The organism is Blastococcus sp. SYSU D00813, from assembly GCF_054050735.1.
Map to the genome: position 1 here is coordinate 13,981 of NZ_JBJGZX010000041.1, position 19,439 is coordinate 33,419.

The window sequence follows — 19,439 nt, forward strand, 5'->3', positions numbered from 1 at the left end:
AGCACTTCGCGCGCGAAAGTCCCTGCACGGCCGCGTCCGAAAACCGCCGGTCCCCGTCGTCGGGGGCTGGCACGCTGGGCGCCGTGACGGCCTCCCTGGACCACGAGCGCTGCTACCGCGCGGTGGCCAGCCGCGACGCCCGCTTCGACGGCTGGTTCTTCACCGCGGTGCGGACGACGGGCATCTACTGCCGCCCCTCGTGCCCGGCGCGCACCCCGCTGCCGGCCAACGTCTCCTTCTTCGCCACCGCCGCCGGCGCCCAGTCCGCCGGGTACCGCGCCTGCCGGCGCTGCCGCCCCGACGCGGTGCCCGGCTCCCCGGACTGGGACGCCCGCGCCGACGTCGTCGCCCGCGCGATGCGGCTCATCGCCGACGGCGAGGTGGAGCGCTCCGGCGTCCCCGGGCTGGCCGCCCGCCTGGGCTACTCCGAACGGCAGCTGCACCGGCACCTGGTCGGCGAGCTGGGGGTCGGGGCGCTGGCGCTGGCCCGCGCCCAGCGCGCGCAGACCGCCCGGGTGCTGCTGGAGACCACGGCGCTGCCCGTCGCCGACGTCGCCTTCGCGGCCGGCTTCGCCAGCATCAGGCAGTTCAACGACACGATCCGCGAGGTCTTCGCGCTCACCCCGACCGACCTGCGCCGGCGCCGTCCCGGAGCCGAGTCCGGCGCCCCCGGCGAGCTCACCGTGCGGCTGGCCGCCCGGCCACCGTTCGCCGCCGGCGAGGTGCTGCTGTTCCTGGGCGCGCACGCAGTACCCGGCCTCGAGGAGTGGGACGGGACGACGTTCTCCCGGGTGCTCGACCTGCCGCACGGACCCGCCGTGGTGCACCTCTCCCCCGCCGGCGACTCCGCCGTCACCGCGCGGCTGCGGCTGGCGCAGCTGCGCGACCTGGGCGCCGCCGTGGCCCGCTGCCGGCGGCTGCTCGACCTGGACGCCGACCCGCTCGCGGTCGACGACGTGCTCGGCGCGGACCCGGCGCTGGCCCCGCTCGTCGCCGCGGCGCCCGGCCGCCGGGTGCCCGCCTCCCCCGACGCCGCCGAGCTCGCCGTCCGCGCGGTGCTCGGCCAGCAGGTGTCGGTCGCCGGCGCCCGCACCCTCACCGCGCGGCTGCTCCCGCACGGGACGCCCCTGCCCGAGCCGGTGGGCACGCTGACGCACGCGTTCCCCCGCCCGGAGGCGCTGGCCGGCGCCGACCTGTCCGCGGTCGGCCTGACCGGCGCGCGGCGGCGGACGGTCGGCGCCCTCGCCGCGGCCCTGGCCGCCGGGGACGTCGTCCTCGACCCGGGCGCCGACCGCGAGGACGCGGCCCGGTCGCTGCTCGCCGTCCCCGGCGTCGGCCCGTGGACGGCGGCGCTGGTCGGGCTGCGCGGTCTCGCCGACCCCGACGTGTGGCTGCCCGGCGACCTCGCACTGCGCCGCTCGCTCGCCGCGCTCGGCAGCTCCGACGCCGACGCGGCCACCCGCTGGCGGCCCTGGCGCTCCTACGCCGTGCTGCACCTCTGGGCGCTGGCCGTGCCCGCCCTGTTCACCCGCCCCCTGCCCGCCCCCGCCGATCGGAGCGCGTCGTGACCCCCACCCACCCCGCCGGGACCACCTCCCCCGCCCGCCACGCCACCGTCGCGACGCCGCCGGGGCCGTTCACCGTCGTCGTCACCGAGGGCCCGGACGGCGCCGACGTCGTCCTGGCCGGCGGCTGGACCGACGACGTCGGCGACCTCCTCCCGGTCGTGCACCGCTCGCTGCGCCCGGAGTCGGTGGTCCTCGACCCGGCGCTGCCCGTGCTGGAGGTCGTCGAGGCCTTCCACGCCGGGGAGGTCGGCGCGATCGACGGCGTGGTCGTGCAGCAGCGGTCCGGGCCGTTCCTGACCGAGGCGTGGGAGGTGCTGCGCACGGTGCCCGCCGGCCGGCCCGACACCTACGCCGCCTTCGCCGTCCGCTGCGGCCGGCCGACCGCCGTCCGGGCCGCCGCGAACGCCTGCGCCCGCAACGCCGCCGCCCTGTTCGTCCCCTGCCACCGGGTGCTCGGGTCCGACGGCGGCATGGGCGGCTTCCGCTGGGGCACCGACGTCAAGCGCTGGCTGCTCGACCACGAGGCGCGGCACTCGGAGGACCCCCGTGCCCCCCACACCTCGCAGGCTCGGCGCGGTCCCCTGCACGGGGGCCACCCGCAGAGAGCCTCCGCGTTTTCGTCGGTGGGGTGATGCACCCTGCCGGACGTGGACGCCGCCTCCCTCCTGCTCGGCCTGCTGATCGGCGCGCTGCTGGCCACCGCGGTCACCCTCGGGGTCGTCGCGCTGCTCGCCCGCCGCCGGCCGGACGACGCCGGGCTCGAGCCGGTGCACGAGTCGCTGGACCACCTGCACCGGCTGCTCGCCGGCATCGAGCGGGACCGCGCCACCGCGCACGGCGAGCTGCGCGAGCAGATGGGCACGGTCGGGCAGACCTCGGCCCTGCTGCGCCAGGAGACCGCGGCGCTGGTGACCGCGCTGCGCACCCCGCACGTGCGCGGGCGCTGGGGCGAGGTGCAGCTGCGCCGGGTGGTCGAGGTGGCCGGGCTGCTCGAGCACTGCGACTTCGTCGAGCAGCCGTCGGGCACCAACGACGCCGGCGCCGGGGTGCGCCCCGACCTCGTGGTCACCCTCGCCGACGGCCGGCAGGTCGTGGTCGACGCGAAGGTGCCGTTCACCGGCTACATCGACGCGGTGCAGGCCACCGACGAGGCGGTCCGCGCCGAGCGGGTCGCGGCCCACGCCCGCCAGCTGCGCACGCACGTCGACCAGCTCTCGGCCCGCCGCTACCCCACCGCGTTCCGGCCGGCCGCGCCCTTCACCGTCCTGTTCGTGCCCTCCGACGGCTTCCTCACCACCGCCCTGGAGGCCGAGCCGGGCCTGCTGGAGTACGGGTTCGGGCGCGACGTCGTGCTGGCCACGCCGAGCACCCTGCTCGCGCTGCTGCGCACCGTCGCCTACTCGTGGCGGCAGGAGCGGCTGGCCCGCGACGCCGACCAGGTGCTCGAGGTCGGCCGCCGGCTGCACGCCCGGCTGACCACCCTGTCCGGCCACCTGACCCGGCTGGGGTCGGCGCTGGGCACCGCGATGGCGCGCTACAACGACACGGTCGGCTCCTACGAGCGCTCGGTCCTCACCGCCGCCCGCCGCTTCGACGAGCTGGGTGTCGCCGAGACGGAGGTGCCGGCGCCCCCGCCGATCGAGGCGACCGTGCGCGCGCTGCGCCCGCCCGTCCCGCACGACGACGGCGTGACCGCGATGCCCGAGAGCCGCGACGGCACCGGCGGCTGACCGGCGGCGGGACGCCTCTCCCGGCGCGCTCGTCACTCCCCGTCACAGCAGCCCCGCGGTCCACGGACAGTGGTCAGCGCGGGCGGGTCAGTTGGGCACATGTTGCCCACGCGCGTCGGGCCTCGCCTTCCCCCGAAGCTCAGCCGGGATCGCTACCGTTTCCCACCGACACGGGAGCCCCTCCCCGGGCTCCCCGCGAACGGGACGGAGGTGCGCCATGGCCTCGGTGCATGCCGCCGACACCTGGCGGGAGACCGGAGCACGCGCCGACCGGTCCGCCGGCGGCCCCGCCGCCCCGCGCGGCGGCCGTCCGGCCCCCGGTGAGCGGCCCGCCCGTCCGCCGCTCCCCCCGCTCCCGCCGCTGCCCTCGCACGGCCGATCCGGCGCTCCCGGCCAGCGGCCCGCCGTCCCCGCCCAGCGTCCGGTCCCCCCGGCCCAGCGCCCCGTCCCGCCGGCGCAGCGTCCCGCGGCCCAGGGCCGTCCCGCGCAGCGGCCGCCCGTGCCGCCGGCCGAGCGCCCCGGCGTGCCCCGGCACTCCGGCGAGCCCGCCCGCGCCACCCCGGGCTACCCCCGGCCCTCGGCCAGCCTGTCGCCCGACGCCGACCGCCGCCGCGCCCGTCCGCAGCACGACGACGCGCCGGTCGTCGAGCAGGACCGCCGCGCCGCCGCCCGGGCCGCCGAGGTCGCCGTCCCGGAGCGGGGCAGCAGGCTGCGCGGCAGCGTCGCCGTCCTCGGTGTCCTGCTGGTGACGCTGGCCGCCGGTTACGTCGACTCCATCGGCACGACCGGCCTGGGTATGATCACGCTGGTCGGCCTGGTCGCCAGCACGGCGCTGGCCACGCTGCTGGTCCGCCGTCGCGACCTCACCACGATGGTGGTCGCCCCGCCGCTGGTGCTGCTGGCCGCCACGGCCGTCTACGTCCTCACGTCGCCGGGCTTCGAGGTGGGCGAGGGCAGGAACACCCTCGTCGCCGCGGGCACCGCGGTCGCCACCAAGCTCGTGCTCGGCGGCGGCTTCCCGATCATGGCCGCCGCGACCGGCACCGCGCTGGTCCTCGCGCTCGTGCGCTGGGCCGCCCGGCGCTGATACTGGCGCCGGCCCCCTCGCAGGGTCCCGCCGCGAGCTCGCGAGCGGTGGGGGGCGAGGGGGTCCTCCGTCAGTCGGCCGCGCGGCGCACCCGCAGCTCGTGCGGGAGCGCGAAGACCAGCTTCTCCTCGGCGGCCTTGACCGTCTCGACGTCGCCGTAGCCCCGCTCGGCCAGCCATTCGAGCACCTCGTCGACGAGCACCTCCGGCACGGACGCGCCGCTGGTGACGCCGACGGTCGTGACGCCCTCGAGCCAGGCCGGGTCGATCTCGGCGGCGTAGTCGACGAGGTACGAGGAGCGCGCTCCGGCCTCCAGGGCCACCTCGACGAGCCGGACGGAGTTCGACGAGTTCGTCGACCCCACGACGATCACGAGGTCGCAGCCGGGCGCCATCTGCTTCACGGCCTGCTGGCGGTTCTGGGTGGCGTAGCAGATGTCGTCGCTGGGCGGGGACTGCAGACCGGGGAAGCGCTCGCGCAGCCGGTCGACCGTCGCCAGGGTCTCGTCGACCGAGAGCGTCGTCTGCGACAGCCACACGACCTTCTCGGGGTCGCGCACCTGCACGTTCGCGACGTCGTCGGCGCCGTCGACCAGCTGGATGTGGGCCGGGGCCTCCCCGGAGGTGCCCTCGACCTCCTCGTGCCCGCGGTGGCCGATCAGCAGGATGTCGAAGTCGTCCTTGGCGAACCGCTTGGCCTCGGAGTGCACCTTGCTGACCAGCGGGCAGGTGGCGTCGATCGTGCGCAGCGAGCGGCGGGCCGCCTCCTCGTGCACGGCCGGGGAGACGCCGTGGGCGCTGAAGACGACGACCGACCCCTCGGGCACCTCGTCGGTCTCGTCGACGAAGACCGCCCCGCGCCGCTCCAGCGTGGCGACGACGTGCTTGTTGTGGACGATCTGCTTGCGGACGTAGACCGGGGCGCCGTGGATCTCCAGCGCGCGCTCGACGGCCACGACCGCGCGGTCGACGCCGGCGCAGTAGCCCCGGGGGTCTGCGAGCAGGACGCGTCCGCGCTGATCAGCCATGACCTCATGGTAGTGAAAGGACCCACCTGCCCCCCGCCGCTCGCAGGCTCGCGACGGGCCCCTGCAGGTGGGCCGCGGGTGACGTGACGGAACTCATGCCCCGACCGGGTACTTCCGCCGGAGCCGGGCTGCCGGACACGCCGGGCTCAGGCACCCTTGTCGGCATGTCGCGTGAGATCCCCCAGCCCATCCGCGCCTACGTCGGGCTCGCCGCCACGGTCCTGGACGAGGCCCGGAAGATCCCCGAGACGCTGCCCGGGCTGCCGGTGCGGCTGGTCGGCCTCGCGATGCAGACCGCTCTCAAGGTGCAGCAGCAGTGGGCCGGCCTGGTCGCCCGCGGCGACGAGGTGCTCACCGGGATCCGCGGCGAGGACGAGCCCGGCCTGGCCACCTTCGACGACGACGTCGAGGTCGACGTCCCGGCGGGCCCGTCGGCGCGCGCCTCGGCGTTCGACCGGGCGGCGGCCGAGGTCCCCGACCACGACGACCTGGCGGTCGAGGACACCGCCGCCGCGCTCGACGAGACCGACGCCGTCACCTCCGGCGTGGGCCTGGTCGACGACGAGGTCTCCGGGCTGGCCGCCGTCCCCGACCCCGACGAGGTCGTCGAGACGCTGCAGGACATCACCGACCAGGTGGCGGCGGCCGGCGAGGACTTCGCCCCCACCGACGCCGAGGCCGTGCTCACCGCCGAGGACGCGCTCGAGTCCGCGCTGCTGGAGACCGACGGCGGCGAGGCCGGGACCGGCGCCGAAGACACGACCGGCGTCGAGGTGAACGAGGTCGACGTCCTCAGCCCCGACGGCGAGGTGCAGACCGTCGAGGCCACCATCACCGACGAGGCGATCGCCGCCCCGGAGACCCTCGCCGACCTCGACCCGGCCGACCCCGGTGCCGCGCCGGTGACGGAGGCCGACGCCGAGGGTGCCGCCCAGGGCACCGCCGACCTGGACGCCGGCGGGGACGGCGCCGGGGAGACCGCGACCGCCGTCGACGAGGGTGGCAGCCCGGTCGCCGCGGCCACCGGCGTCCGCACCGACGTCGGCGAGGCCGACACCGCCGAGGAGAGCGCCGCGATCGCCGAGGGCGCCACCGTCGACGCGGTGGGCGCCACCGCCGACCAGCCCGACGCCGCGCCGACCGACGACCCCGAGGGCGGCAGCGACCTGTCCGGTTCGCAGGCCGCCGGCGCCGCCCCGGTCGCCGGCTACGACGGCTGGACCGTCGCCCAGCTGCGCGGCCGGCTCCGCGGCTACCAGCTGTCGACCGTCTCGGACCTGCTGGCCTACGAGGAGTCCACGCGCAACCGGCAGCAGTTCGTCAGCATGCTGCGCAACCGGCTGGAGAAGCTGGAGCGGCAGGCCGTCGAGGCCAGCCCGCTCGCGCCCCGCGGCATGTGACGGCTGCGTCGTAGCCGCGTGCTAGACGGACCCCGTCCTCCCCACCCCTCGCACGCTCGGGGCGGTACGCGGGCCGGGGCCGGGAGCAGTCGGGCGGACATGGCAGCCTTCTCGGCATGACCAGCCCGTCGTCCCCCGAGGCGCCGTGGCCGGTCCGCACGGTGGCCCGCAAGGTCGCCGAGTGGATCGGCCGGCTCGGTGAGGTGTGGGTCGAGGGGCAGGTCGCGCAGCTGTCGCGCCGCGGCGCTGCCACCGTCTTCCTGACCCTGCGCGACCCGGCCGCCGACCTCTCCGTGCCCGTCACGTGCGCCCGCGACGTCGCCGACCGGCCCGGGCTCGAGCTGACCGAGGGCGCACGGGTGATCGTGCGGGCCCGGCCCGACTACTACATCGCCCGCGGCTCCTTCTCCCTGCGCGCCACCGAGATCCGCGCCATCGGCCTCGGCGAGCTGCTGGCCCGGATCGAGCGCATCCGCCGGCTGCTGACCGCCGAGGGGCTGTTCGACGCCGCGCGCAAGCGCCCGCTGCCCTTCGCCCCCGCGGTCGTCGGGCTGGTGACGGGCAAGGACAGCGCGGCCGAGCGCGACGTCCTGGTCACCGCCCGCCGGCGCTGGCCCGCCGTCCGGTTCGCCGTGCAGCACAGCCTGGTGCAGGGCCCCATGGCCGCCGCCTCGGTGATCGAGGGGCTGCAGCGGCTCGACCGGGACCCCGCCGTGGAGGTCATCGTCATCGCCCGGGGCGGGGGCTCGGTGGAGGACCTGCTGCCGTTCTCCGACGAGGGCCTCGTCCGCGCGGTCGCCGCGTGCCGCACCCCCGTGGTCACCGCCGTCGGGCACGAGACCGACACGACGCTGGTCGACCACGCCGCCGACGTCCGCGCCGCCACCCCCACCGACGCCGCGCACCGGGTGGTGCCCGAGATCGGCGAGCAGCGCCGGCTCGTGGAGGCACTGCGCGCCCGTGCCCGCCACGTGCTGACCGGCCGCCTGGAACAGCAGGAGCGGTGGCTGGAGGGCGTGCGCAGCCGGCCGGTGCTGGCCGCGCCCGAGCGGATGCTGCACGGCCGGGCCGACGACGTCGCCGCGCTGCGCGGCCGGGCCCTGCGCACGCTCACCCACCGGGTGGAGAGCGCCGAGCGCGACCTGGAGCACGCCCGCGCGCGGGTCGCGGCGCTCTCCCCCGCCGCGACGCTCGAGCGCGGGTACGCCGTGGTCCAGCGGGCCGACGGCGCCCTGGTCCGCGACCCGGCCGTCGTCGGCGACGACGAGCGGCTGACCGTGCGGGTCGCCGGTGGCCGGCTGCCCGTCCGGGTCGCCAGGCAGGATGGGCAGCCGTGAGCACACCGGCGGACGACCCCGAGGCCCCGACCACCACGTACGAGCAGGCCCGCGAGGAGCTGGCCGACGTGGTGCGGAAGCTGGAGGCCGGCGGGCTCACCCTCGAGGAGTCCCTGGCCCTGTGGGAGCGGGGCGAGCAGCTCGCCGAGCTGTGCCAGCACTGGCTGGACCGGGCCCGCGAGCGGCTCGCCGCCGCCACCCCCACCGAGCAGCAGTAGCTAGGCCGCGTCCTCCGCGCGGGCGCCGGCCGCCCCGAGCCCGGCCACGTCGAGCGCGGCGAGCAACTGGGCGGCGCGGTCGCGCAGCAGGCCGGACGCCTGCGGGTCGAGGGCACCGGGCCCGTCGCGCAGGCAGCGCTCGAGCAGGTCGAGCACGTCCGCACCGAGCGGCGCGGGCGCCGGCCGCCGGGCGGGGATGCGCGTGACCATGCCGCAGGGGCACGACCCGCCGGACTGGGGCGCACGGTGGTCGCCGCCGCGGCACACGCCGTATCCGTTCACGCCGGTCTCCTCACTGAGACGGGGGCCCCTGTGGGTCCTGCTGGGGCCGAGGGGGACGAGAGTCCCGCCTGTCACACACGTCACACGGCGCGGCGCACCGGAGCGTCACCAAGTCGTGACGTCCGTGCTATGCGGTGGCGGTCAGGCCACCGGGCCGACGGACGCCGCCAGCGTCTCCAGCTCCTCGTCGCTCGCGTCTCCCGTCACCAGCACGGTCGCCTCCCCCGCCTGGCGGGACAGCGCCGTCTCCCCGCGCTCGGTGGTCGACCGGGTCCACTCCCGCCCGCCGATGTCGACGGTGCCGTCGGGCTCCGCGCCGTCGAGCACGTCTCCGACCGCCTCGGCCTCCGGGTCGTCGCTGGTGACGAAGAGCGCGTAGTCCTCGGAGGGCGTCGAGTAGTCGATGCCCAGCGTCACCCGTTCCCCGGGCCCGTCGCCCTCGAAGTCCGTGTCGGTGGCCCGGTAGCCCTCGGGCAGGTCGGCCGGCGCCTCGAGCGGGAAGGCGGCGTACTCGGCGGCGGTGCGGACGGTGCTCGACGGGTCGACCTCGCGCACCGGGTCGGTGCCGGCGTCGTCGCGCAGGAAGGCCAGCCACCCGACGATCGCGAGGCAGATGACGACCAGCGGCGCGAGCGAGCGGAGCATGTTGGCCGCGCTCATGCGGTTGGCCCGCTCGACCGCCGAGGTCGGAGGGGGCAGCTCCTCCTCCGGCGCGGACGGCTGCTGCTCCGGGGGGCCGGTCACGGTCATACCCCTAGGATCGCAGCACAGCTCCCCCGCTCCGCCGCCCGTCGTCCGGGCGGCTCCGCCGTCCGCCCGGGCAGCAGCGCTCCGGGATCGGTGGTCGGCGCCGCGGTCGAACCAGGAGGTCACGTGTCCCTTCCGCTCCCCGACGGCCAGCCGAGCCCGACCAGCCGCGCGAGCACCTTCCTCGCCAACCGCCCCGCTCCCGACCGGAACCTGGCGCTGGAGCTGGTGCGCGTGACCGAGGCCGGGGCCATGGCGGCCGGGCGCTGGGTGGGCCGCGGGGACAAGAACGGCGGGGACGGCGCCGCCGTCGACGCGATGCGCGCGCTCATCGGCACCGTGAGCATGCGCGGCGTCGTCGTCATCGGCGAGGGCGAGAAGGACGAGGCGCCCATGCTCTACAACGGCGAGCAGGTCGGCGACGGGTACGGCCCGGAGACCGACGTCGCGGTCGACCCCGTCGACGGCACGACGCTCATGGCCAAGGGCATGCCCAACGCGATCTCGGTGATGGCCGTGGCCGACCGCGGCGCCATGTACGACCCGTCGGCGGTCTTCTACATGGAGAAGATCGCCGTCGGCCCGGCCGCGGCCGACGTCGTCGACATCACCGCGCCCGTCGCGGAGAACATCCGCCGGGTCGCCAAGGCCAAGCACAGCTCGGTGGCCGACGTGACCGTCTGCATCCTCGACCGGCCGCGTCACGAGGACCTGGTGCGGGAGGTCCGCGAGGCCGGGGCCCGCATCAAGTTCATCAGCGACGGCGACGTCGCCGGGGCGATCGCCGCGGCGCGCGAGGGCACCGGCGTCGACATGCTCGTCGGCATCGGCGGCACGCCGGAGGGGATCATCGCGGCCTGCGCCCTCAAGTGCATGGGCGGTGCGCTGCAGGGCCGGCTGTGGCCCAAGGACGACGAGGAGCGGCAGAAGGCGATCGACGCCGGCCACGACCTCGACCGGGTGCTGTCCATCGACGACCTCGTCGCCGGCGACGTCTTCTTCGTGGCGACCGGCGTGACCGACGGCGAGCTGCTGCGCGGCGTCCAGTACCGGGCCGGTGGCTGCACGACGCAGTCGCTGGTCATGCGGTCGCGCTCGGGGACGATCCGCCTCATCGACAGCCTGCACTCGCTGGAGAAGCTGCGCGCCTACTCCGCCGTCCCCTTCGACCGGCACGACGACTTGGACTGACGGACCGCTCGTCCGGATCAGCGACCGGGCGGGAGAGGCGGCGGAGGCGGCGGGGGCGGCCGGTGACCCCGGTGCCAGCGCTCCCATGTGGCGCGCCAGCGGCTGGTGGGCTCGCCGGGCGCGAGGCTGCGCAGCCTCAGGTCGCCGAAGATCGTCCGGGCGCTGACCACGACCCGCGGGGTGCCGGCCGCGCGCGGGACGGGCGCCAGCTGGGTGCGCTTGTCCCCGAAGACCGTCCAACCGCTGAGCTCGGCCTCGACGCCCTCGTCCACGACGACCTCGACGTCGCCGAACACCGCGCCGAGGTGCAGGTCGAGGCGGTCGGCGGTGGTGCGCAGCCCGCGCAGGTCGAGCCGGATGTCGCCGAAGACGGTGGCCACCGCCTGCGGCACGGCCGACGTGCCCGCGAGGACGACGTCGCCGAAGAAGGACGTCACCCGCTCCTGCGGGCGCGTCCCCACGAGCTCGACCGGCGCGACGGCCGGCGGCGCCGGGAGGTCGGCCACGAGCTCGGCGAGCTCGGCGGTGGTCACCGCCGAGTGCGCCGCGCCGGCGCGCTGGCCGAACTCGTCGACGTCGATGCGCCCCTCGGCCAGCGCGGTCTGCAGGCGCGCGACGACGGCCTCGCGGTCGGCGTCGGACGCGCGGACGACGGGGGCCCGGTCGGCGTCGTCGGTCACGCCCCGACCGTAGACGGCGACGGCCCCGCCGCCCGGGTGACCGGGTGGCGGGGCCGTCGGGGTGACTCGGTCAGGCGGGGTAGAGGTCGGTGCAGAACTCCTCGGTGGAGGCGTTGCGCCCACCGCAGGTCTTGCCGTACTCCACGAACGCCTCGTAGCCGGGCTGGCCCTCGAGGATCCGCAGGACGTCGCAGAGGGCGACGATGCCCTGCTCGCAGCCCGCGGCGACCTCGTCGATGTCGGGCTCGGGCGCCCCGGTGGGCGCCGGCGCGCCGGCCGGGAGGTTCGACGGGACGCTGGGCTCCTCGCCGGGGTCCATGCCGTCGCCGAGCCGGCTCACGCAGGTGCCCGACTCGTACTCGAGGCGCCCGCCGCAGGTGCCGGCGTACTCCTCCCACGCCGAGTCGATCGGCGTGGAGATCCAGAGCTCGTCGCAGGCCTCCCAGTCCTCGGCGTAGCAGGCCTCGGCCAGCGGCTGGAACTCCCCGCTCGGGTCCTCGCCCAGGTTGGTCGGCGGCACGCCCTCGGGGATCTCGCCCGAGCCGGAGCCGCCGCCGTTCGACGAGGTCGACGGCCGGGACGACGTGGTCGGCGTGTCCGTCGGGTCGTCGGTCTCGGTGCTCGGCGACGACGAGGAGGTGGAGGCGCTGGTCGTGGTCGGGCTGGCGGTGTTGTCGTCGCCGTCGTCCTTGAGCAGGAAGAACAGGCCCACGCCGGCACCGGCCAGGACCACCACGACCGCGACGATGATGGCGATCAGCTTGCCGCTGCCGGACGAGCCGCCGCCGGGACCACCGGGGCCGTAGCCACCCGGCGGGACGGGCCCGCCGGGACCGCCGGGACCACCGAACTGGGGCTGGCCGTACTGCGGCTGCTGGCCGTACTCGGGCTGCCCGTACTGGGGCTGGCCGTACTGCGGCTGCCCGTACTGGGGCTGCTGGCCGTACTCGGGCTGCCCGTACTGCGGCTGGCCGTACTGCGGCTGCTGCCCGTACTCGGGCTGGCCGAACTGCGCGGTCTGGTCGCGCTCGCCGCCGGGCTGCCCGTACTGGCCGGGCTGGAACTGCGAGGTCGGCGGCGCCGGCTGGCCGATCTGCTGCGTGGGCTCTTCGGGCTGCCCGCCCTGCCCCGGTTGCTGTCCCCAGCCCTGGGAGCCGGGCTGCTGACCGGACGGGTCAGTGCCACCCGGAGGGGGGTACGGCGGCTGCGACATGGTGCACGGACCTCTCGAGCGATGGCTGGGGGCTGCTCACGGCGGGCCGTGGCGTGGGGATGCTATGTGGCACCCGGTGCAACGACCAGCACGTCAGGGTCACGGATGCGACCCACGTGCACCCTGTGGCCCGGCGGTTGCGCGTGACTTGCGAGCGGCTGGTGCGACCGCCGGCGTCACTCCAGGTCGGTGCAGAACGGCGCGCTGTAGCTCTTGACCCGCCCGCCGCAGGTGGCGGCGTACTCCTCGTACGCCGACAGGGGCGGGGACTCGGAGTAGAGGTCGTCGCAGGAGTCGAGGTCCCCGTCGAAGCACTCCTGCGCGTACTGGTCGAGCTCGGGGTCCGCGCCCAGGTCACCGGGCGGGACCGGCGGGAACTGCTCCACGTCGGGCGGTCCGTAGGCGCTCCACCCGTAGGAGCCGTCGGTGACGTACTCCTCCTCCAGCTCGTACATCTGCTCGGTGGCCTCGAGCTGGGCCCGCCCGAGGGCCTCTCCCGCGCCGGCGCCGATCCGCTCGCCGACGTCGTCGGCCCGCCAGAGCACCAGCGTCGTGGCGGTCGCGGCCGCGGCCGCCGTCCCGAGGACGGCGACGACGGCGACGGCCAGCGCGGTCAGCACGGGCCGCCGGCGCCACCCGACGTCCGGGGCGCCGGCGACGGGCACCGGCACGGACGGCGCCGGTGGCGGCACCGGCGAGGACGGCGGCGGCCACCCCCCGGCAGGGTCCTGACCGGGCACGGGAGCCGTCCCGTCCGGTGGCTGCTGCTCGGTCATGCGGACTCCTCGCCCTCGGTGGGTCCGCGAACGGTACGGCCGCCCCGGCGCCCGGAGGGTGCGGCGCGGGGATGCCTCCTCCGGAGGGGGCAGCAGGCGGCATCTAGGGTCGCTCCCGGAGCACCGACCCCACTCACCCCACCGGGAGCGCAGCCATGCCCCCTGCCGAGACGGCCACCGAGACCGCCGGCGCGGAGTACCGCGTCGAGCACGACTCCATGGGGGAGGTGCGGGTCCCGGCCTGGGCGAAGTGGCGGGCGCAGACCCAGCGCGCCGTCGAGAACTTCCCCATCTCCGGCACCCCGATCGAGCGCGCCCTGATCGGCGCGCTGGCCGAGATCAAGGGCGCGGCGGCGAGCGTGAACGCCGACCTCGGGGTGCTCGACCGCGAGGTCGCCGACGCGATCGGCCAGGCGGCGGCCACCGTCGCCCGCGGCGACTGGGACGACCACTTCCCGATCGACGTCTTCCAGACCGGTTCCGGGACGTCGAGCAACATGAACACCAACGAGGTCATCGCGACCCTGGCCACCGAGGCCCTCGGGCAGCCGGTCCACCCGAACGACCACGTCAACGCGTCGCAGTCGTCCAACGACGTGTTCCCCTCGGCCATCCACGTGGCCGCGACGAGCGCGATCGTGAACGACCTGGTGCCCGCCCTGGAGCACCTGGCCGCCTCGCTGGAGCGCAAGGCGACCGAGTTCGCCGACGTGGTCAAGAGCGGCCGCACCCACCTCATGGACGCCACCCCGGTCACCCTCGGCCAGGAGTTCGGTGGCTACGCGGCGGCCGTCCGCTACGGGATCGAGCGGCTGCAGGCCTCCCTCCCCCGCATCGGCGAGCTGCCCCTGGGCGGCACCGCCGTCGGCACCGGGATCAACACCCCGCCCGGGTTCGCCGCGAAGATCATCGAGAAGCTGGCCGGCGAGCTGGGCCTGCCGCTGACGGAGGCGCGCGACCACTTCGAGGCGCAGAGCTCCCGCGACGGCCTGGTCGAGGCGTCGGGGCAGCTGAAGACCATCGCCGTCGGCCTGGTGAAGATCGCCAACGACCTGCGCTGGATGGGCTCCGGCCCGCGCACCGGCCTGGCCGAGATCAACCTGCCCGACCTGCAGCCGGGCAGCTCGATCATGCCGGGGAAGGTGAACCCGGTGATCCCGGAGGCGACGATCCAGGTCGCCGCGCAGGTCATCGGCAACGACGCGGCGGTCACCTTCGCCGGCACCACCGGCGTCTTCGAGCTCAACGTGACGCTGCCGCTCATGGCGCGCAACGTCCTGGAGTCCATCCGGCTGCTGGCCAACGTCAGCCGGGTGCTGGCCGACCGCTGCGTCGACGGCATCACCGCCAACGTCGAGCGCTGCCGCGAGTACGCCGAGTCCTCCCCGTCGATCGTCACGCCGCTGAACAAGTACATCGGCTACGAGGAGGCCGCGGTCGTGGCCAAGCAGTCGCTCAAGGAGCAGAAGACGATCCGCCAGGTCGTGCTCGAGCGCGGCTACGTCGACCAGGGCAAGCTCACCGAGGCGCAGCTCGACGAGGCCCTCGACGTCCTCTCGATGACCCACCCCTGACGTCCCCGCCCGGTGCGGCGGCCACCGCCGCACCGGGCCCGGGCCTCAGCTCGCGGAGGCCGGGTCGAAGTGGTCGAGGAACTCGACCACCGGCCGCAGGAACCAGCGGTGCGCGCCCTGGACGGTCGGCTTCGGCCAGTCCCACCAGGCCACCCGCAGCAGGCGCTCGGCAACGTCGTCCTCGAAGCGCTTGCGGAGCACCCGCGCCGGCACCCCGCCGACGACCGAGTAGGGCGGGACGTCGCCGACGACGAGCGCGCCGGCTCCCACGATCGAGCCGGTGCCCACGGTGACCTGCCCGACGACGGTCGCGCCGAAGCCGATCCAGACGTCGTCGCCGATGACCAGCCGCTCGCCGACCGCGCCCTCCGGCGGGGTGTCGTAGGGCTCGTCCGGCACCAGGATGCTGATCGGGAAGGTGGACGCCGTCGTCTCCCGGTGGTGTCCGCGCAGCGTCAGGTCCAGCTCGGCACCGTGCTGGTCGTACACGCGACCGCCGGGCAGCACGATCCGCACCTCGTCGGCGATCGAGCAGTAGGCGCCCACGTCGATGCGGTCCAGCGGCGTGTAGGTCTGGAGCACGAAGTCGCGTCCGGCGTACGTCGCCGGCCCGACGACGGCCTGGGCGTTCTCCACCGGCCGACGGACCCGCGCGCGCACCGTGCCCGCGTCCGGGCACGCGGTGACGGGTACGCCCGCGGCCGTGGCCCGGCGCACCAGCTCGGGCACCGGGTCCGCGCCGTCCAGGCCGTCGGACCCGGCGAGCCGGCGGAGGACGTCCACGGGCGCTGCCACGTACGGCGCGGGGTCGTCGGACGCCGCGACCGCCAGGCCACCCGAGCGGCGGGCGGCGTCGGCCAGCGAGCCGAGGGCCGTGGGGACGGGGCACGCGTCGGTGCCGCCGAACCACAGCACGTCGCCGGTCGCCTCCGTGAGCGCCAGCGCCAGCGCGGCCGCCCGGTCGGCGCCCGGCGCCTCCAGGACCCGTCCCCCCTCGACGGCCCGCAGGAAGGCGGCCACGTCCGCCCGCCCGGAGCTGTCGACGACGAGCACCTCCACCGCCGCCCCGGCGGCGGCCTCGGCGTGCTCCACGGCGGGGACCAGGCTCTGCACCGACGCCTCCACGGCACCGGCGCGGGTGTCGGCCACGAGGACGGCGGTGAGCGTCATGGGCACGGACGCTAACCCGGACGCGGGCCTCGTCCCGGCCCGCCCGCGAGCCCCGGCGTTTCCCCTCGCGGCCCCTCCGACGGGCCGGGCCCGGCGGCCCGGTGGAGCCCACGGGACGGGTGGGACGGCAGGGGGCGGCAGTGGGCGGCATGGCCGCAGGAGCACGGGATCCCGCCGGGGCGTTGGCACACTCGGGCGCGTGACGGTGACGAACCACGCCGAGCTCGAGCGACTCGAGGCGATCGCGGAGGACAGCTGGTACACCGACGGGCCCATGCCGACGGTCCTGCGCCACCAGGCCGGGATCTTCGCCCGGCACTGGCGCGGACGGCGCTGCCTGGAGCTCGGGCCGGCCGAGGGGCTCGTCACCGAGCGGCTCGCCGGGCACTTCCCGGAGCTCACCCTCGTGGACGGCTCCGCCCGGTTCTGCGAGCTGCTGTCGGCCCGGTTCCCCTCGGCGACGGTGGTGAACGGTCTCTTCGAGGACTACGAGCCGAGCGGCACCTTCGACACGGTCGTGCTCGGGCACGTGCTGGAGCACGTCATCGACCCCGTGGCGCTGCTCGAGCGGATCCGCCCGTGGGTGGCGCCGGGCGGCGTGGTGCTCGCCTCCGTGCCGAACGCGCACAGCGTCCACCGGCAGGCCGCCGTCCTCATGGGCCTCCTGCCCAGCGAGGACGCCCTCAACGACACCGACCGGCACCACGGACACCGCCGCGTCTACGACCTGGGCCGCCTCACGGCCGACTTCGCCGCCGCGGGGTGGCGGGTCACGCAGACCGGCGGCTACTGGCTCAAGCCGGTCTCCAACGCCCAGATCACCGAGCAGTGGACCCAGGACATGCTCGAGGCCTTCCTCGAGCTGGGCGAGCGCCAGCCTGACGTGGCCGCGGAGATCTATGTCGTCGCCGAGCACTGAGGTCCTGCTGGAGCAGTCGCTCCAGCGCGTGGCCTGGCAGCCGACGGTCCTCGGGGAGAGCCCCCGCCGCCTGGATCTGCTGTCCCTCACGCCGTCCTGGCCGACGCGGGAGCTGCGGGTCAGGGTGCACCGCAACACGGCCGTCGAGTACGTCGCCTCGCTGGTGCGGCCCTTCCTCGCCTACGCCGGCCTCTCGGCGACGTTCGAGTACGGCGACTACGATGACTCGCTGACCGCCGCCGGGGCCGACGACACCCCCGTCGACGTCGAGCTCGTCTGGCTCGACTTCGACCGCTACCGGGACGTCGGACCGGCCGAGCTGGCGGACTGGCTGGTCGAGCGCCTGCACGCCCTGCGCGCACGGACCCTGGCCCCGCTCCTGGTCGCCGACCGGCCGGGGCCCGGTGAGACCGCGGCGGCCTTCAACCGCCGGCTGCGCGACCGGGCGCCGGAGGTCCCCGGCCTGGCGGTCGCGGACCTCTCCGCCGTGGCCGAGCGGGTGGGCGACGCCTTCGTCGACCGGCGCACGAGTGCGATCGCCGGCACGAGCATGAGCGCTCGCGCCGCCGTCCTCACCGCGCAGCGCATGGGGCTGCGCTGGCTGCCCGCGCTCGTCGCGCCACGCGTCAAGGCGCTGGCCGTCGACCTGGACATGACGCTCTACGACGGCGTCCTGGCCGAGGACGGCCCCACCGGCGTCGTGCTGACACCGGGTCACGAGGCGCTGCAGCGGGCCTTGCGGGACCTGAGGGAGGACGGCGTCCTCCTGGCGCTGGTCTCCCGCAACGAGCCGGAGGACGTCGACGCGCTCTTCGCGGCGCGGACCGACTTCCCCCTCCGCGCCGAGGACTTCACCGCGCGGGCCATCGGCTGGGGGGCGAAGAGCGAGGGGGTGGCGGCAGCCGCCAGGGCGATGCGCATCTCCCCCGAGGCCGTGGTCTTCGTCGACGACAACGCGGGCGAGCTCGCGGAGGTGGCCGGGGGGACACCCGTCGGCGGCCTCGTGCACGCGGCCGATCCCGCCGCGACGGCCACGGCGCTGTCGCTGTTCCCCGGCCTGCACGGGTACGCCCGGACGGAGGAGGACGCGCTCCGCGCCGCCGACCTGGCCGCGGCCGCGGCACGCACTGCTGCGCCGGGCAGCGACCCGGTGGCCTACCTCCGCTCCCTCCACGCCCGGCTGGACCTGTCCCTGGACCGGGCCGACCACCTCGAGCGGATGGCCGCGCTCACCGCCAAGACCAACCAGTTCAACGCCGGCCTCCGCCGCACCGGTCCCGCGGAGCTGGCGGCCTGGCTGGAGGACGACGACGTGCACGTCGTCACCGCTGCGCTCGGGGACCGGTTGTCCGACAGCGGGGTCGTGGCCCTGGTCGCCGGTCGCCGCGACGAGCACCACGGGGTCCTGGTGGAGGAGCTGTGCATCAGCTGCCGCGCGCTCGGCCGCGGGATCGAGGACGTCCTCCTCGCCGCGGCCGTCGGCCGGCTCATGACGGAGCTGGACGCCGGCTCCGCGGCGGTCGTCCACCGGGCCGGGCCGCGCAACGAGCCGGCCAGAGCCTGGCTGGCCGCGCACGCCGCCGGCACCGTGGGCACCGGGGGCACGGTGCCGTTGTCGTGGGGGCCGGCGGACTGCCGCGCCGTCGTCGAGGCGGCGCCGGTCGCCGTGGTCTGGGGAGGTGCGGGGTGAGCCGCGAGGAGGTCGAGGCCCGGGTGGCCGAGGTGCTGGCGCTGGTCCTGGAGCTGCCGCAGCCGCCGGCGGCACCGCTCGTCCGCGAGGAGGTCCCCGACTGGGACTCCCTCAACCACGTCGAGATCCTGTTCGCGGTCGAGGAGACCTTCGAGGTCTCCTTCTCCGAGGAGGAGATGGCGGCGTTCGACGGCTCTGCCGCCATCGTCGACGCGGTGGAGCGCCACCTTGCGGCATGACGTCGCCCTCGACGGGCCCGCGTTCCGCCTCCGCCCCGTGGTGGCCGAGGACGCCGCGACGATCGTCGAGCTGCGGCGCGACCCGGCGCTGTCCCGGTACATCCACGAGACCTCGCCGTCGGTCGAGGCCCAGCAGGACTGGCTCGAGGCCTACTTCGGTCGGCCGGGTGACTGGTACTGGGCGGTCGAGCGGCTCTCCGACGGCTCGACCGAGGGCTTCCTCGGCGTCTACGACGTGCGGGACGGCCACGGCGAGTGGGGCCGGTGGGTGCTGCGACCGGGGTCTCTGGCCGCGGCGGAGAGCGTCTGGCTGATGTACCAGGCGGCCTTCACGGTCCTCGACCTCCAGTCGCTGGTCCTCCGGGTGCTCAGCCGGAACCGGCCGGTCATCGCCTTCCACACGCGCTACGGCGTGGTCATGGACCGGGTCCTGCCGTCCCACGCCCGGATCGCGGGCGAGGACCACGACGCCGTGGAGGGCCGCATGACCCGCGAGCTGTGGGCCGGCGCCGGTCCGCGGCTGCACGGCATGGCCGAACGCGCCGCCGTCCTGCTGCGCCGGTCCGCCGGCGCCTGAGGGGCACCGGGGCC

Annotated in this window: 20 protein-coding genes; 13 read left to right on the plus strand and 7 right to left on the minus strand. The window is 76.0% G+C overall.

Annotated elements, in window-relative coordinates; translation table 11 throughout:
* The first annotated feature begins 83 nt into the window (after positions 1 to 83).
* The 4 genes from ACI8AX_RS20475 to ACI8AX_RS20490 all read left to right on the plus strand — a co-directional run bounded on the left by ACI8AX_RS20475 (position 84) and on the right by ACI8AX_RS20490 (position 4,385).
* Entirely contained in the window at positions 84 to 1,568 is a 1,485-nt protein-coding gene (locus ACI8AX_RS20475; RefSeq protein ID WP_456551705.1) for an AlkA N-terminal domain-containing protein, read from the plus strand.
* Positions 1,565 to 2,200 carry a methylated-DNA--[protein]-cysteine S-methyltransferase gene (locus ACI8AX_RS20480; protein ID WP_456551706.1) on the plus strand — a complete coding sequence of 212 codons (636 nt, stop codon included), beginning with the start codon at positions 1,565 to 1,567 and terminating at the stop codon, positions 2,198 to 2,200. Before ACI8AX_RS20475 ends, ACI8AX_RS20480 begins: the two co-directional genes overlap by 4 nt.
* Before the next feature lie 15 nt (positions 2,201 to 2,215).
* The gene (locus tag ACI8AX_RS20485) at positions 2,216 to 3,298 is read left to right on the plus strand and encodes a DNA recombination protein RmuC (protein WP_456551707.1); all 1,083 of its coding nucleotides are present in this window, start codon (positions 2,216 to 2,218) and stop codon (positions 3,296 to 3,298) included.
* A gap of 523 nt (positions 3,299 to 3,821) precedes the next feature.
* Positions 3,822 to 4,385 (plus strand): DUF6542 domain-containing protein, encoded by a 564-nt coding sequence (locus tag ACI8AX_RS20490; protein WP_456551708.1) that lies wholly within the window; start codon positions 3,822 to 3,824, stop codon positions 4,383 to 4,385.
* A 70-nt stretch (positions 4,386 to 4,455) separates the two neighbouring features.
* On the opposite strand, the gene ACI8AX_RS20495 is transcribed toward ACI8AX_RS20490, so the two are convergent.
* A complete protein-coding gene (locus ACI8AX_RS20495) occupies positions 4,456 to 5,412 on the minus strand; it encodes a 4-hydroxy-3-methylbut-2-enyl diphosphate reductase (protein WP_456551709.1) in 957 nt (318 codons plus the stop codon).
* Positions 5,413 to 5,576: 164 nt separating this feature from the next.
* On the opposite strand from ACI8AX_RS20495, the gene ACI8AX_RS20500 reads away from it, so the two are divergent.
* The 3 genes from ACI8AX_RS20500 (at position 5,577) to ACI8AX_RS20510 (ending at position 8,367) form a co-directional block, all read left to right on the plus strand.
* A complete protein-coding gene (locus tag ACI8AX_RS20500) occupies positions 5,577 to 6,812 on the plus strand; it encodes a hypothetical protein (protein ID WP_456551710.1) in 1,236 nt (411 codons plus the stop codon).
* Positions 6,813 to 6,928: 116 nt separating this feature from the next.
* Positions 6,929 to 8,149, plus strand: a complete 1,221-nt coding sequence (gene xseA / locus ACI8AX_RS20505) for an exodeoxyribonuclease VII large subunit (protein WP_456551711.1) — start codon at positions 6,929 to 6,931, stop codon at positions 8,147 to 8,149.
* The gene (locus ACI8AX_RS20510; protein ID WP_456551712.1) at positions 8,146 to 8,367 is read left to right on the plus strand and encodes an exodeoxyribonuclease VII small subunit; all 222 of its coding nucleotides are present in this window, start codon (positions 8,146 to 8,148) and stop codon (positions 8,365 to 8,367) included. Before xseA ends, ACI8AX_RS20510 begins: the two co-directional genes overlap by 4 nt.
* On the opposite strand, the gene ACI8AX_RS20515 is transcribed toward ACI8AX_RS20510, so the two are convergent.
* Positions 8,368 to 8,649 (minus strand): hypothetical protein, encoded by a 282-nt coding sequence (locus ACI8AX_RS20515; RefSeq protein WP_456551713.1) that lies wholly within the window; start codon positions 8,647 to 8,649, stop codon positions 8,368 to 8,370.
* Positions 8,650 to 8,790: 141 nt separating this feature from the next.
* Entirely contained in the window at positions 8,791 to 9,399 is a 609-nt protein-coding gene (locus ACI8AX_RS20520) for a DUF4245 domain-containing protein (RefSeq protein WP_456551714.1), read from the minus strand.
* A 123-nt stretch (positions 9,400 to 9,522) separates the two neighbouring features.
* On the opposite strand from ACI8AX_RS20520, the gene glpX reads away from it, so the two are divergent.
* On the plus strand, positions 9,523 to 10,587 hold the full coding sequence (glpX, locus tag ACI8AX_RS20525; RefSeq protein ID WP_456551715.1) for a class II fructose-bisphosphatase: 1,065 nt from the start codon (positions 9,523 to 9,525) through the stop codon (positions 10,585 to 10,587).
* A gap of 17 nt (positions 10,588 to 10,604) precedes the next feature.
* Here glpX and ACI8AX_RS20530 read toward each other — a convergent pair whose 3' ends face one another.
* The 3 genes from ACI8AX_RS20530 to ACI8AX_RS20540 all read right to left on the minus strand — a co-directional run bounded on the left by ACI8AX_RS20530 (position 10,605) and on the right by ACI8AX_RS20540 (position 13,256).
* Positions 10,605 to 11,267, minus strand: a complete 663-nt coding sequence (locus ACI8AX_RS20530; protein WP_456551716.1) for a DUF1707 SHOCT-like domain-containing protein — start codon at positions 11,265 to 11,267, stop codon at positions 10,605 to 10,607.
* Positions 11,268 to 11,337: 70 nt separating this feature from the next.
* Positions 11,338 to 12,480, minus strand: a complete 1,143-nt coding sequence (locus tag ACI8AX_RS20535; RefSeq protein ID WP_456551717.1) for a hypothetical protein — start codon at positions 12,478 to 12,480, stop codon at positions 11,338 to 11,340.
* Positions 12,481 to 12,656: 176 nt separating this feature from the next.
* Positions 12,657 to 13,256, minus strand: coding sequence for a hypothetical protein (locus ACI8AX_RS20540; RefSeq protein WP_456551718.1), 600 nt, complete (start codon positions 13,254 to 13,256; stop codon positions 12,657 to 12,659).
* A 155-nt stretch (positions 13,257 to 13,411) separates the two neighbouring features.
* Between ACI8AX_RS20540 and ACI8AX_RS20545 the strand changes: the two genes are divergently transcribed.
* On the plus strand, positions 13,412 to 14,830 hold the full coding sequence (locus ACI8AX_RS20545; RefSeq protein ID WP_456551719.1) for a class II fumarate hydratase: 1,419 nt from the start codon (positions 13,412 to 13,414) through the stop codon (positions 14,828 to 14,830).
* A 45-nt stretch (positions 14,831 to 14,875) separates the two neighbouring features.
* Here the strand turns inward: ACI8AX_RS20545 and ACI8AX_RS20550 are convergent, their stop codons facing one another.
* Complete coding sequence (locus ACI8AX_RS20550) at positions 14,876 to 16,000, minus strand: CatB-related O-acetyltransferase (RefSeq protein WP_456551720.1); 1,125 nt, start codon at positions 15,998 to 16,000, stop codon at positions 14,876 to 14,878.
* Positions 16,001 to 16,199: 199 nt separating this feature from the next.
* On the opposite strand from ACI8AX_RS20550, the gene ACI8AX_RS20555 reads away from it, so the two are divergent.
* Genes ACI8AX_RS20555 through ACI8AX_RS20570 form a run of 4 tightly spaced genes read left to right on the plus strand, consistent with a single transcriptional unit; the run spans position 16,200 to position 19,425 of the window.
* On the plus strand, positions 16,200 to 16,919 hold the full coding sequence (locus ACI8AX_RS20555) for a class I SAM-dependent methyltransferase (RefSeq protein WP_456551721.1): 720 nt from the start codon (positions 16,200 to 16,202) through the stop codon (positions 16,917 to 16,919).
* Complete coding sequence (locus ACI8AX_RS20560; RefSeq protein WP_456551722.1) at positions 16,900 to 18,609, plus strand: HAD-IIIC family phosphatase; 1,710 nt, start codon at positions 16,900 to 16,902, stop codon at positions 18,607 to 18,609. The genes ACI8AX_RS20555 and ACI8AX_RS20560 overlap by 20 nt, the downstream gene beginning before the upstream one ends.
* On the plus strand, positions 18,606 to 18,848 hold the full coding sequence (locus ACI8AX_RS20565; RefSeq protein ID WP_456551723.1) for an acyl carrier protein: 243 nt from the start codon (positions 18,606 to 18,608) through the stop codon (positions 18,846 to 18,848). The genes ACI8AX_RS20560 and ACI8AX_RS20565 overlap by 4 nt, the downstream gene beginning before the upstream one ends.
* The gene (locus tag ACI8AX_RS20570; RefSeq protein ID WP_456551724.1) at positions 18,838 to 19,425 is read left to right on the plus strand and encodes a GNAT family N-acetyltransferase; all 588 of its coding nucleotides are present in this window, start codon (positions 18,838 to 18,840) and stop codon (positions 19,423 to 19,425) included. Before ACI8AX_RS20565 ends, ACI8AX_RS20570 begins: the two co-directional genes overlap by 11 nt.
* Positions 19,426 to 19,439 lie beyond the last annotated feature (14 nt).

What these genes read in the sequence shown, in the direction of transcription:
- ACI8AX_RS20545 (WP_456551719.1), top strand. Translation starts at nt 13,412, where the DNA reads ATGCCCCCTGCCGAGACGGCCACCGAGACCGCCGGCGCGGAGTACCGC.
- ACI8AX_RS20495 (WP_456551709.1), bottom strand. Translation starts at nt 5,412, where the DNA reads ATGGCTGATCAGCGCGGACGCGTCCTGCTCGCAGACCCCCGGGGCTAC.
- xseA (WP_456551711.1), top strand. Translation starts at nt 6,929, where the DNA reads ATGACCAGCCCGTCGTCCCCCGAGGCGCCGTGGCCGGTCCGCACGGTG.
- ACI8AX_RS20535 (WP_456551717.1), bottom strand. Translation starts at nt 12,480, where the DNA reads ATGTCGCAGCCGCCGTACCCCCCTCCGGGTGGCACTGACCCGTCCGGT.
- ACI8AX_RS20520 (WP_456551714.1), bottom strand. Translation starts at nt 9,399, where the DNA reads ATGACCGTGACCGGCCCCCCGGAGCAGCAGCCGTCCGCGCCGGAGGAG.
- ACI8AX_RS20540 (WP_456551718.1), bottom strand. Translation starts at nt 13,256, where the DNA reads ATGACCGAGCAGCAGCCACCGGACGGGACGGCTCCCGTGCCCGGTCAG.
- ACI8AX_RS20500 (WP_456551710.1), top strand. Translation starts at nt 5,577, where the DNA reads ATGTCGCGTGAGATCCCCCAGCCCATCCGCGCCTACGTCGGGCTCGCC.
- ACI8AX_RS20550 (WP_456551720.1), bottom strand. Translation starts at nt 16,000, where the DNA reads ATGACGCTCACCGCCGTCCTCGTGGCCGACACCCGCGCCGGTGCCGTG.
- ACI8AX_RS20560 (WP_456551722.1), top strand. Translation starts at nt 16,900, where the DNA reads ATGTCGTCGCCGAGCACTGAGGTCCTGCTGGAGCAGTCGCTCCAGCGC.